The sequence below is a fragment of the Micromonospora sp. SCSIO 07396 genome, assembly GCF_053667945.1.
The window spans coordinates 5820705-5832524 of the sequence record NZ_CM132210.1; the positions used below are offsets into that span (position 1 = coordinate 5820705).

12 protein-coding genes are annotated in these 11820 nt (G+C 73.9%); 4 read left to right on the forward strand and 8 right to left on the reverse strand.

What is annotated here, in order from left to right:
- Positions 1–73: 73 nt before the first annotated feature.
- The 4 genes from ACWCHM_RS25130 to pdxH form a co-directional block, all read right to left on the reverse strand.
- Positions 74–676 (reverse strand): nitroreductase family protein, encoded by a 603-nt coding sequence (locus tag ACWCHM_RS25130; RefSeq protein WP_204958822.1) that lies wholly within the window; start codon positions 674–676, stop codon positions 74–76.
- Between the two features lie 2 nt (positions 677–678).
- Positions 679–1608, reverse strand: a complete 930-nt coding sequence (locus ACWCHM_RS25135; protein ID WP_454220093.1) for an aldose 1-epimerase family protein — start codon at positions 1606–1608, stop codon at positions 679–681.
- Between the two features lie 68 nt (positions 1609–1676).
- On the reverse strand, positions 1677–2969 hold the full coding sequence (locus ACWCHM_RS25140; protein WP_421489572.1) for an MFS transporter: 1293 nt from the start codon (positions 2967–2969) through the stop codon (positions 1677–1679).
- Complete coding sequence (gene pdxH, locus ACWCHM_RS25145) at positions 2966–3595, reverse strand: pyridoxamine 5'-phosphate oxidase (protein ID WP_204958976.1); 630 nt, start codon at positions 3593–3595, stop codon at positions 2966–2968. Before pdxH ends, ACWCHM_RS25140 begins: the two co-directional genes overlap by 4 nt.
- Positions 3596–3866: 271 nt before the next feature.
- Between pdxH and ACWCHM_RS25150 the strand changes: the two genes are divergently transcribed.
- From ACWCHM_RS25150 to ACWCHM_RS25165, 4 genes are all read left to right on the forward strand, one after another.
- Positions 3867–4973: a citrate synthase 2 gene (locus ACWCHM_RS25150; RefSeq protein WP_145917623.1), complete on the forward strand. Its 1107-nt coding sequence runs from the start codon at positions 3867–3869 to the stop codon at positions 4971–4973.
- Positions 4974–5237: 264 nt separating this feature from the next.
- Positions 5238–6365 carry a phosphoserine transaminase gene (gene serC, locus ACWCHM_RS25155; RefSeq protein WP_204958818.1) on the forward strand — a complete coding sequence of 376 codons (1128 nt, stop codon included), beginning with the start codon at positions 5238–5240 and terminating at the stop codon, positions 6363–6365.
- A gap of 188 nt (positions 6366–6553) precedes the next feature.
- Positions 6554–7636 (forward strand): septation protein SepH, encoded by a 1083-nt coding sequence (gene sepH, locus ACWCHM_RS25160; protein ID WP_454220095.1) that lies wholly within the window; start codon positions 6554–6556, stop codon positions 7634–7636.
- 60 nt (positions 7637–7696) lie between these two features.
- Entirely contained in the window at positions 7697–8683 is a 987-nt protein-coding gene (locus tag ACWCHM_RS25165) for an aldo/keto reductase (protein WP_204958816.1), read from the forward strand.
- A gap of 120 nt (positions 8684–8803) precedes the next feature.
- Here the strand turns inward: ACWCHM_RS25165 and thpR are convergent, their stop codons facing one another.
- From thpR to ACWCHM_RS25185, 4 genes are all read right to left on the reverse strand, one after another.
- Positions 8804–9376: an RNA 2',3'-cyclic phosphodiesterase gene (gene thpR, locus ACWCHM_RS25170; protein ID WP_281900987.1), complete on the reverse strand. Its 573-nt coding sequence runs from the start codon at positions 9374–9376 to the stop codon at positions 8804–8806.
- Positions 9373–9888, reverse strand: coding sequence for a hypothetical protein (locus ACWCHM_RS25175; RefSeq protein WP_372445978.1), 516 nt, complete (start codon positions 9886–9888; stop codon positions 9373–9375). Before ACWCHM_RS25175 ends, thpR begins: the two co-directional genes overlap by 4 nt.
- 90 nt (positions 9889–9978) lie before the next feature.
- The gene (locus tag ACWCHM_RS25180) at positions 9979–11283 is read right to left on the reverse strand and encodes an MFS transporter (protein ID WP_204958814.1); all 1305 of its coding nucleotides are present in this window, start codon (positions 11281–11283) and stop codon (positions 9979–9981) included.
- 65 nt (positions 11284–11348) lie between these two features.
- Positions 11349–11798, reverse strand: coding sequence for a MarR family winged helix-turn-helix transcriptional regulator (locus ACWCHM_RS25185; protein WP_204958813.1), 450 nt, complete (start codon positions 11796–11798; stop codon positions 11349–11351).
- Positions 11799–11820 lie beyond the last annotated feature (22 nt).

The window sequence follows — 11820 nt, forward strand, 5'->3', positions numbered from 1 at the left end:
GCCACACGGCGTTCCGCTCCCCGTTGTCGGTTTCCGTAAGCCCGGCACCCGCTGCGGATGGTACGAACCGGCATCAACTCCACCGGCCGCGCCGGACCACCTCGTCCACCGGCCGACGCCCGCGCCGCAGCGACGGCGACCGATGGTCGACTGCCCGATAACCTACCGTGACCGCGCCGATCGGGTGGTACTCCCCCGGCACCCCGAACGCCTCCCGGTACGCCGGCAACCGGTCCGGTGGAATGCCGAAGAAGCACGCCCCCAGCCCCTCGTCCACGGCGGTGAGCAGCATCAGCAGCGCGGCGAAGCCGGTGTCGACGTACCAGTAGGGCACCGGCCAGCGGTCCTCCGAGCGGTCCACCCAGCCCTTGTCCGGCTCGGCGTAGCGCTCCAGGTAGGCCGAGCGGTTGGCGTGCGGCACCACGATCAGCGGGGCCCGGCGCATCCCGGCCAGCCACCGGTCCCGCCCCCCACCGCCGGGCGTGGCCGCCGTCCAGAACCGCTCCCGGTCCGCCGGCTCCTCCAGCACCAGGAAACCCCAGCCCTGGGCGAAGCCGGCCGACGGCGCCCGGACCGCGTGGTCCAGCAGCCGCTGCACCACCTCCGGCGGGACCGGACGGTCCGGGTCGTAGTTGCGCACCATCCGGCGACGCCTGACCACCTCGCCGAACTCCATGCTCAGACCCCGGGCCGGATGCCCCAGGTGCCCCGCCAGGTCTCCCCCGGGGCCAGCGCGATGACGTCCCGGCCGGACCGGAACGCGTCCGGCGGGCAGGTCATCGGCTCCACCGCCACCGACCGGCGGTGCCGCTCGCCGGTCAACGCGTCCCCGGTGAAGACCTGCCACCAGCCGAACTGGTGGTCGGCCCACAGGCGCACCCCGTCCGCGTCGTCCGGGGCGGTCAGGGTCACCGACGAACCACCGTCGTCGTCCCGGATCACGTCGCCGAAGCAGAGGTCGAGCTGCGCGTCGCCGATCGGCCGGGCGGTGGTCCAGTCGTACTCGGTGCCGGCCACCGGGGTCGCCCCGATCGGCAGCAGCCGGGCGTCGACCTGGAGCCGGCTACGGGCCGGCAACCGCATCGTCAGGTCGTCCACCGCCACCCCGGCCAGCCGCAGGTACGGGTGCACCGAGAACCCGAACGGTGCGGCTTCGGCCCCGGTGTTGGTCACCTCGTGCTCGCCGCGCAACCCGTCCACCCCCACACTCCACCGGGTCCGCAGCCGCAGCGACCACGGGTAGCCGGGGGTCGGCGGCAGATCGTGACCGAGGGTCACCGCGTCGGCCGATTCCTCGACCGGCTGCCAGCGCACCCAGTTGACCAGGCCGTGCAGGGCGACCCCCCGGGCCGGCTCGGTCAGGTCCAGCTGCAACGACCGGCCGCCGAAGGAGTATTGCCCGTCCCTGATCCGGTTCGGCCAGGGCGCCAGCACGTGCCCGGCGCTACCGGGGCTGATCTCGTCCTCGGCGTACCCGTCGAGGTAGTCGACCCCGTCCCGCCGGTAGGTCCGTACCCCGCCGCCGACCTCGACGATGACGGCCTCGTGGCCGTCGGCGGCGATGGTCCACTGTGTCCCCGAGGGCGGGCGGTGCGCAGTGTTGTCCATGTCGTGACCTTAGTCGGTGCCCGGCCCGGCCCGCCGGACCCGGCGCACCCGTCCCACCGGGCGCGCGGTCAGCTGCGGTCCTCCGTCACCGTGCCGGCCCGGTAGCGCAGCAGGGCCGGGAAGCACGCCACCAGCAGCACCGCCAACCCGGCCGAGAGCAGCCCGCCGGCGACCCAGGCGACCGAGCCACCGAACCCGGCGGCCATCGCCCCGGCCCGCAGGTCGCCCAGCCGGGGCCCGCCGGCCACCACCACCGTGTTCACCCCCTGGAGCCGGCCGCGCATCCGGTCCGGCGCGTAGACCAGCAGCATCGACTGCCGCAGCACCGCGCTGACCAGGTCCGCCGCCCCGGCCACCGCGAGCAGCAGCACCACCAGCCAGAGCTGCCGGGCCAGCCCGGCCGCCGCGATGGCCAGCCCCCAGCCGACCACCGCCACCACCAGGGCGAGCCCCTGCCGCCGCAGCCGGCCGATCCAGCCGGAGGTCAGGCCGCCCAGCATCGCGCCGATCGCGATGGCGCTGTAGAGCCAGCCCACCGCCGCTCCGCCGCCGAACCGTTCCTGCGCCACCTCGGGGAAGAGCGCCCGGGGCATGGCCAGGATCATCGCGATCAGGTCGATGGCGAACGAGGAGAGCAGCACCGGCGTGGTGGCCAGGTAGCGGAACCCGTCGAGGATGCCGGCCAGGCCACCCCGGCGCACCTCCCCCTCGGTCGGTGGGGCCGGGGGCATCGCGGGCAGCCGTACCGTCGCCACCACCAGCGCGGTGAACAGCAGCGCGTCGGCGGCGTAGGCGACCGGCAGCCCGGCGTCGGTGCCGAAGGTGGCGAAGACCAGGCCGGCGGCGAGCGGGCCGGCCACCGACGCGGCGGTGAAGGTGGTGTAGTTCAGGGTGCTGCCCGCCGGGACCAGCTCGGGCGGGAGCAGCCGGGGCAGGATCGCCGACCGGGCCGGCGAGCTGATCGCGAACGCGATCGAGTGCACGGTCACCAGCGCCAGCAGCAGCACCGGGCTGCCGATCCCGGACAGCGCGTGCCCGAGCAGGCCGAGCATCGACACCCAGAGCAGCGCCGAGCCGACCAGCAGCACCCGCCGCCGGTCCCGGGCGTCGGCCACCGCCCCGCCCCACAGGCCGAAGACCAGCAGCGGCAGGAAACCCGCCACCCCGAGCAGCCCGACCCAGAACGAGTCCCGGGTCAGCGCGTACATCTCCACCGGCACGGCGACCGCGGTGAACTGGAACCCGAACATCGCCACCGTGTTGCCGAGCCACATCCGGCGGTACGCGGGAACCCGCAGCGGACGCAGGTCGATGGCCAGCCGGCGGGCCCGACCCGTCCGGGCCGGTGTGACCGCGGTCACGGGGCCAGCCGCTCGACGACCCAGTCGCCCCCCTCGGCCCGACGGAACCGCAGCCGGTCGTGCAGCCGCCCGGCCCGGCCCTGCCAGAACTCCACCGTCTCCGGCCGGACCCGGAACCCACCCCAGTACGGAGGCGTCGGGACCGGCGTGCCGGCCGGGAAGCGCTCCGCCACCTCCCGGTACGCCTCCTCGAGCGCGGCCCGGTCCGGCACCACCGCCGACTGGGTGCTCGCCCAGGCCCCGAGCTGGGAGCCGCGCGGCCGGGAGGCGAAGTACGCCTCGGTCCCGGGCCGGTCGACGTGCTCCACCCGACCGCTCACCACCACCTGCCGCTGCATCGCGAACCAGGGGAAGACCAGGCTGGCCCACGGGTTGTCGGCCAGCTCGGTGCCCTTGCGCGAGCCGTGGTTGGTGAAGAAGACGAACCCCTGCGGGTCGTACTCCTTGAGCAGCACGGTACGGCCGCTGGGCCGGCCGGCGGCGTCGGCGGTGCCGAGGACCATCGCGTTCGGCTCGGGCAGGCCGGCGGTGACCGCGTCGGCGAGCCAGCGGCCGAACTGGGTGGGCCAGTCGGCGGCCAGATCCGGCTCGGAAAGTCCCAGGTCGGCGGCGTATTCGTGCCGCATGGCCGCCAGCGCGGGTGTGTCGCCCGTCACGTCGTCCTCCTCATGCCGGCCGTCCCGCGTCCCGGCGACGCCGGTCGGCCCACCGATCAGTCTCACGGAGCGGACCCCGGCGTCCAGCGGCGGGGATGTCGTGTGCAGCACAGTCGCAGCGGGTCGCGCGCTTGGTTACTCACCAGGCAAGATGACGAGAAGACATCCCTGAGGGTCGCCGTAGGTACCGGGCCGGACCAAGCCCGTAACGGGCGCACCGAGCCAGAAGCCAGGAGACGACATGGCCGACTTCAAACCGGGCCTCGAAGGCGTCGTGGCCTTCGAGACCGAGATCGCCGAACCGGACCGCGAGGGTGGCGCGCTGCGCTACCGGGGCGTGGACATCGAGGATCTGATCGGCCAGGTCTCCTTCGGCAACGTCTGGGCCCTGCTGGTCGACGGCCGCTTCGGCCCCGGCCTACCGCCCGCCGAGCCGTTCCCGGTGCCGGTGCACTCCGGCGACATCCGCGTCGACGTGCAGTCCGCGGTCGCCATGCTCGCGCCGTACTGGGGGCTCAGTCAGCTGCTCGACATCTCCGACGCCCAGGCCCGTGCCGACCTGGCCCGGGTCTCGGTCACCGCGCTGTCCTTCGTCGCCCAGTCCGCCCGTGGGCTGGGCCTGCCGGCGGTGCCGCAGAAGGAGATCGACAAGGCGGAGACGATCGTCGAGCGGTTCATGAAGCGCTGGCGCGGCGAGCCCGACCCGCGGCACGTCAAGGCCGTCGACGCGTACTTCATCTCGGCCGCCGAGCACGGCCTGAACGCCTCCACCTTCACCGCCCGGATCGTCGCCTCCACCGGGGCCGACGCGGCGGCCTGCATCTCCTCGGGCATCGGCGCGCTCTCCGGCCCGCTGCACGGCGGCGCACCGTCGCGGGTGCTCACCATGCTGGAGGCCGTCGAGCGCAGCGGCGACGCCGAGGGTTACGTCAAGGGCGTCCTCGACCGGGGCGAGCGGCTGATGGGCTTCGGTCACCGGGTCTACCGGGCCGAGGACCCGCGCGCCCGGGTGCTCCGGCGCACCGCCCGGGAGCTGGGCGCACCCCGTTTCGAGGTGGCCGAGGCGCTGGAGAAGGCCGCCCTGGCCGAGCTACAGGCCCGCCGCCCGGACCGGGTCCTCGCCACCAACGTCGAGTTCTGGTCGGCCGTGGTGCTCGACTTCGCCGAGGTGCCGGCGCACATGTTCACCTCGATGTTCACCTGCGCCCGGATGGGCGGCTGGTCGGCGCACATCCTGGAGCAGAAGAAGCTCCAGCGGCTCGTCCGGCCGTCGGCCCGCTACGTCGGGCCGGGCACCCGCAAGCCGCAGCAGGTCGAGGGCTGGGACGCTATCCCGCACGGCGTCTGAGCACACCCGCTCCGCGCAGGGGCGTCGACCGGCCGGTCGACGCCCCTGACGCGTCGCCGGCCACCCGCCCCCGGTGTGTCCGACGCCTCAGCCCCGGGCCTGGGACCAGCCGGCATCCGGGCCGCCACGGGTGCGAGGATGAAGGCCGGCAGTGTCGCCGGACCAGGCCCGGATCCGGCCACGACGTGCGCCAGCGCACGTCCGGCGCGGCTCCGCGCCCGTTGAAGGGCCCGCCCTCGCCCATGCGGAAGGATCGAGAAAACCGTGGCTGACGCACCGACCATCCGGATTCCCGACGACATCAAGCCCGCCGACGGGCGGTTCGGCTGCGGGCCGTCCAAGGTACGTCCGGCGGCGGTCTCCGCGCTCGCCGACGTGGCGACCACCTTCCTGGGCACCTCGCACCGGCAGCAGACCGTCCGGGCCGAGGTCGCCCGGCTCCGCCGGGGCCTGGCCGAGTTCTTCTCCCTCCCCGAGGGCTACGAGGTGGTCCTCGGCAACGGCGGCACCACCGCCTTCTGGGAGGTCGCCACGTTCGGGCTGGTCCGCGACCGGGCCCAGTTCGCCAGCTTCGGCGAGTTCGGCGCGAAGTTCGCGAAGTCGGTCAAGGACGCGCCGTTCCTCGGCGAGCCGACCGTGCGCAAGGCCGAGCCGGGCAGCGCGCCGAGCCTGGTCGCCGAGGCCGGGGTGGACGTCTACGCCACCCCGCACAACGAGACCTCCACCGGTGTCGCGGTGCCGATCGGCCGGGTCGCCGACGCCGACCCGGGCTCGCTGCTGCTGGTCGACGCCACCTCCGGGGCCGGCGGTCTGGACGTCAACGTCGGCGAGACCGACGTCTACTACTTCGCCCCGCAGAAGTGCTTCGGCTCCGACGGCGGCCTCTGGCTGGCCCTGATGTCGCCGGCCGCGCTGGAGCGGGCCGCCGAGATCAAGGGCTCGGGCCGCTACATCCCGGCCTTCCTCGACCTGGTCACCGCGATCGATAACTCGCGGCTGGAGCAGACCTACAACACCCCGGCGCTGGCGACCATCTTCCTGGCCGCCGAGCAGACCGACTGGATGAACTCGCAGGGCGGCCTGAGCTGGGCGGCCAAGCGCACCGCCGAGAGCGCCGGGATCGTCTACGGCTGGGCCGAGCGGTCCGGGTTCGCCACCCCGTTCGTCACCGATCCGACGCTGCGCTCCAACGTGGTCGCCACCGTCGACTTCGCCGACGGGGTCGACGCCGCCGCGATCGCCAAGGTGCTGCGGGCCAACGGGATCGTCGACACCGAGCCGTACCGCAAGCTCGGCCGCAACCAGCTGCGGGTCGCCCTCTTCCCGGCGGTGGAGCCGTCCGACGTGGAGGCGCTCACCGCCGCGATCGACTACGTGGTCGAGCGGCTCTGATCACACCCGTCACGGTGGGTGGTCGCAGCGGCTGCTGCGGCCACCCACTGTGATCATTGCCGCAGCTCAGTCGCGACATGCGGATTCACCTCCCCCACCTGTGGGCAGATGGGCGTACGGTGGTGCGAGGACGCCCGGGTGGCCGGCTCGTGGCGTGACGGCCAGCGAAGCGGGACGGAGGCTACGCCATGCGCCCAGTACGCTTCGTCGCCCTCTCCGAGGACGGCCAGGCGCTGGTGCTCGCCGACGAGGTCGGGCGCCTGCTCGCCCTCCCCATCGACGAACGCATCGCGACCGTGCTGCACGCCGAGCCCGGCACGCCGCCGCTCGCCGTCGTCCCGGTCGGGGCCGACCCGACCCCGTCGCTGTCCCCCCGCGACATCCAGGCCCGCATCCGCTCCGGCGAGTCCGCCGAGGACGTCGCCCGGATCGCCGGCGTCCCCGTCGACCGGGTGCTGCGCTACGCCGGCCCGGTGCTCCAGGAACGGGCCATGCTCGCCCAGCACGCCCGGCGCACCCGGCTCAAGGGCGCCGAGAAGGCAACCCCGCTGGCCGAGGTGGTCAACGGCCGGCTGGCCCAGCACGGTATCGACACCGAGAAGATCTCCTGGGACGCCTTCCGGCGCGACGACGGCACCTGGCGGATCATCGCCACCTGGCCGTCGGGCAAGGCCACCGCGCAGGCCGTCTGGGACCTCGACAAGCTCCGGCAGAACGTCACCCCGTACGACGACATGGCGCAGTACCTGTGCGCCGAGCGTCCCATGCCGATCCTCGGCCAGGAGCCGGCACCGGAGCGGGGCGGTCACGCGCTGCCCGGCCCGTCGCGTGGTGAGCCGAGCCGGGGCGGGCACGGCCTGCCGGCCGCCAGCGAGCAGGCCCGACCGGGCCGGGACCCGATCCGGGCCGGCCGGGACGCGTTGCTGGCCTCGCTGGACCGTCCGCTCGGCGGCACCTCGGGGCGGGGTCTCGACCCGCGGTCCCCGGCCGCGCTGGCCGGTGCCGACGCCCCCCGGCAGCGGGCCGTCGGCGGTGGCGCCGCCGCGCTGCTCGGCGGTGGGCAGGGTTCCGCCTTCGACGACGATTCGGACGCGCCGAAGGAGGTCCCGGCCGTGCCGTCGCTGGCGGTGCTCCGGCCGCGTCGCACCGGCACGGCCGCAGCCGCCGCCGGTGGCGAGTCGACGGACGCCTCGGGCAAGCCGCGTAAGCGCCTGCCGAGCTGGGACGACGTCCTCTTCGGCAGCGGCCCGGCGGCCCGCGAGTCCTCCTGACCCGAGGCTCCACCCTGGCAGTGCCCGGCGGCGTCCCGCCGCGCGTGTCAGGGTGGGGTCATGGAGTACACGAATCTGGGACGCACCGGCCTGTCGGTGAGCCGGCTCTGCCTCGGCACGATGAACTTCGGGCCGCAGACGTCCGAGCCGGACAGTTTCGCCATCATGGACCGGGCGCTCGAACACGGCATCAACTTCTTCGACACCGCCAACGTGTACGGCTGGCAGACCGGCGAGGGGATCACCGAGCAGATCATCGGCCGCTGGTTCGCCCAGGGCGGCGGCCGGCGGGACCGGGTCGTCCTGGCCACCAAGGTCTACGGCAAGATGAGCGAGTGGCCCAACGACCAGGGCCTGAGCGCCCGGCACATCGTCCGGGCCTGTGAGGACTCGCTGCGTCGGCTCCAGACCGACGTGATCGACCTCTACCAGATGCACCACGTCTCGCGGAGCACCCCGTGGGAGGAGATCTGGCAGGCGATGGAGACCCTGGTCGCGCAGGGCAAGGTGATCTACGTCGGATCGTCCAACTTCGCCGGTTGGCACATCGCCCAGGCGCAGGCCGCCGCCGGGAAGCGCAACTTCCTCGGTCTGGTCGCCGAGCAGTCCATCTACAACCTGCTCACCCGACACGTCGAGCTGGAGGTGATCCCGGCCGCGCAGCACTACGGGCTGGGGGTCATCCCGTGGTCGCCGCTGCACGGCGGGCTGCTCTCCGGAGTGCTGCGCAAGATGGCCGAGGGCGGGGCCGCGCGGGGCACCGCCGGCCGCGCCGCCGACGGGCTCGCCGCGCACCGGCCGGCCATCGAGGCGTACGAGAAGTTCTGCGCGGAGTTGGGTCAGGACCCGGCCGACGTGGCGTTGGCCTGGCTGCTCTCCCGGCCCGGGGTGACCGCCCCGATCATCGGCCCGCGTACGGTGGCGCAGCTCGACAACACCCTGGGGGCGCTCTCGGTGCAGATCGACGAGGCGACGGAGCAGCGGCTCGACGAGCTGTTCCCACCGGTCGGCAACGGCGGCCCCGGCCCGGAGGCATGGGCCTGGTGACCCTGGTCTGACGGGCCGCCGGCCCGACCCGTGATCAACTCAACGGGGGCGGCGTGCCGGGGTCCGGGTGACTCGGACACCGCTGTGTCGCCCCCGGTTGCGCGCGGGCGTCCGGGCAGGTCAGAGCGGCCAGCTGGTCAGGTGGGTGTGGTGGGGGCCGGGGCGGCTGTGGACCAGCACCAGGTCGGTGGCGGGCCAGGGCGGGCCGAGATGGGCGTCGAGGGCGAGCCGGTCGGCCTCCACCTCGGACGGGGTGAGCCGGTCCCCGGGGCGGGCCACCGTCAGGTGCGGGCGGAACGGCTTCCCGTCGTACGGCAGGCCGGCCCGGTCCAGCTCGGCGCGGATCAGCCGGGCCAGGGTACGCAGCGCCGACACCTCCCCCAGCACGTCCACCCAGAGCACCGTGGAGCGGCCCTGGCCGAAGCAGCCCCCACCGCCCAGCCGCAACCGGGGCGGGCCGTCCCAGCCGGCCCGGGCGGTCCCGGCCGCCGCTGCCAGGGCACCCTGGACCTCGGGCAGTCGACCGGGTGCCACCTCACCGAGGAAGGCCAGCGTGACGTGCAGGTGCGCCGGCTGCGCCAGGCGTATGTCGAGGCCGGCGGCGGTGGCCGCACCCACCCGCAGCCGGGCCACCCGGGCGGTCACGTCGGCGACGACGGACGGCGGCGGGTAGACCGCGACGAAGAGTCTCACGCCCGCCGGTCACGGGGGCGGCGGTCGGCGCGGGTGGCCGGCAACGCGAGGCCCGCCCCGGCGAGCAGCCCTTCGACCCGGACCCGTTCGATCTCCCGGTCGACCCCGGTCAGCTCGGCCAGGTGCTCGGGGATCCCCAGTGCCCGGCAGGCCGCGCGGAGCCGGTCGTCGTACGCCTCGATCACCGAGCTGTGCCAGACCACCGAACGGCCGCCCGCGGCGAGCCGGTGGCGGCCGAGCCGGCGCAGGTCGGCGGCGAGGAGTTCCAGGGGACGGCGGTCGGCCCGGTCCAACTCGGTCAGGTCGAGGTCGCGGGTGACCGGATCGGTGGCGAGGGCCCGGTCGAGCCGGGCGATGGTGCGGCGTTCCCGGCGGCGTTCCCGCCACTCGGCCCACCCGCAGGCCACCCGGTCGAGGATCTCGTCATAGCAGAAGACCAGGGCGAACGCCGCCGGCAGGCACGCCATGGCGAGGAACGCCATTACCAGCGTCAGCGCGCTCCCGCCTGCCACACCTCGACGCTAAGGCCCGGCGGGCCCGCGCGCCACCGCTTTGTTGCTATCTGAACGCTGTGCGTGTCCGCCACCGGGCGGCGGCACCGCTCACCGCCCGCCGGGGGTGAGCAGACGGGGGCCGGGCACCACGTAGAAACGCGGCATCGGCAGCACCCGGAAGCGCAGCCGGGCACCGGAGCGGCGGAGCTGCCAGGTGAGCGCGAGCAGGGCGGTGGCCAGGGAGATGAGCCCACCCATCCAGATGCTCGCCCCGGCGCCGAAGGTCTCGGCGACCCAGCCGATGATCGGCGCGCCGACCGGGTTGGTGCCCAGGAACACCAGCACCCACAGCGCCATCACCCGGCCCCGGAAGGCGGCGTCGGTGCCGAGCTGCACCCGCTGGTTGGCCGCCTGGGCGAAGAAGACCATGAAGAAGCCGGTCGGCAGAAGCAGGGTCACCACCAGCCAGTACGCCGGGGCGAGGCCGACCAGGGTGCCGAAGGCCGCGCAGCCGACGGCCGCGCCGAGCACCAGCCAGACCGAGGGACGGCTGCGCCGGCCGGTGCCGGCGAGCGCCCCGACCAGCGCGCCGACCGCCAGTGCGGTGCTGAACAGGCCGAACGAGGCGGCCCCGGTGTGGAACACCGTCTTGGCCAGCGCGGCGAGGGTGAGCTGGAAGTTGAACAGCGACATCCCGATCACCGACATGACCACCATCGGCAGCAGCAGGTCGGGGCGGCTACGGACGTAGCGCAGCCCGTCGACGACCTTCGCCGAGTCCCGCTCGCCGAGCGGCGGAAGTTCCTTGCGGTACAGCTCGGCCGGGCGCATCCGGACCACGTTGGCCAGCGGGGCGATGGAGCTGACGGCGGTGAACAGGAAGACCGGGCCGACGTCGAACGCGGCGATGGCCAGCCCGGCGACGGCGGGGCCGATGATCCGGGCCGAGTTGAACACGGCCGCGTTGAGGGAGAGCGCGTTGGGCAGCAGGGTGGTGCCGACGAGTTCGCTGACGAACGCCTGCCGGACCGGGGTCTCCACCGCGTTGGCGGTGCCGAGCAGGGCGGCGAACGCGAAGACGTGCCACAGCTCGACCAGGCCGGTGAGCACCAGGAGGCTCATCCCCAACGCCAGCACCGTCCAGACGGAGTTGGCGACGAAGAGCAGCATCCGCTTGTCGTACCGGTCGGCGAGGCGGCCGGAGAGCAGCGTGAGCAGCAGCACCGGGGTGAACTGCAGGGCGGTCACCACGCCGAGCGCGGTGGCCGAGTTGTCCGAAAGCTCAAGGACGAGCCAGTCCTGGGCGATGAACATCATCCAGACGCCGATCAGTTTGACCAGCTGTCCGGTGGCGAAGAGTCGGTAGTTGCGGACTCGTAGGGACTGGAACATCGTGCTCAGCTTCGCCTGCACTCTTGGTGCGCCTCCTCGGGTCGCGTACGCGTCATCGACGGCGGACGGCGCGGACCCGGTGGGCGTCAGGCGCGGGCGAGCTGCTGGAGGATCTCGGCGGCCCGCCGTAGCGTGTCGCGTTCGTCCTCCGTGAGCGCGGCCAGCCGGCTGGCCAGCCACTCGTTGCGGGCCCGTTCGAACTGGTCGAGCACGGCCCGGCCTGACTCGGTGGCCGCCAGGATGACCTGCCGGCCGTCGGTCGGGTGGGGGGTGCGCTGCACCAGGCCGCGCTCCTCCAGCTTCGCGACGATCTTGGTCATCGTCGGTGGCTGGACCCGTTCGACGTCGGCCAGCTCCCGGGGCGTCAGCGCGCCCGCCAGCCGGAGGCTGGTGAGCGCGGAGAGCTGGGTGACCGTCAGGTCGCCGACCGGGCGGGCCTGCCGGACCCGCCGGTTGAGTCGGGTGATCGCATCACGCAGCTGGGGTGCCAGCTGCGCCGGTGGCACGCGGTTCGCCGTCACCGTCCGCTCCGTCACAGTCGTTAGCCTAACTAATGAG

What these genes read in the sequence shown, in the direction of transcription:
- ACWCHM_RS25135 (WP_454220093.1), bottom strand. Translation starts at nt 1,608, where the DNA reads ATGGACAACACTGCGCACCGCCCGCCCTCGGGGACACAGTGGACCATC.
- sepH (WP_454220095.1), top strand. Translation starts at nt 6,554, where the DNA reads ATGCGCCCAGTACGCTTCGTCGCCCTCTCCGAGGACGGCCAGGCGCTG.
- pdxH (WP_204958976.1), bottom strand. Translation starts at nt 3,595, where the DNA reads ATGCGGCACGAATACGCCGCCGACCTGGGACTTTCCGAGCCGGATCTG.
- ACWCHM_RS25130 (WP_204958822.1), bottom strand. Translation starts at nt 676, where the DNA reads ATGGAGTTCGGCGAGGTGGTCAGGCGTCGCCGGATGGTGCGCAACTAC.
- ACWCHM_RS25150 (WP_145917623.1), top strand. Translation starts at nt 3,867, where the DNA reads ATGGCCGACTTCAAACCGGGCCTCGAAGGCGTCGTGGCCTTCGAGACC.
- ACWCHM_RS25165 (WP_204958816.1), top strand. Translation starts at nt 7,697, where the DNA reads ATGGAGTACACGAATCTGGGACGCACCGGCCTGTCGGTGAGCCGGCTC.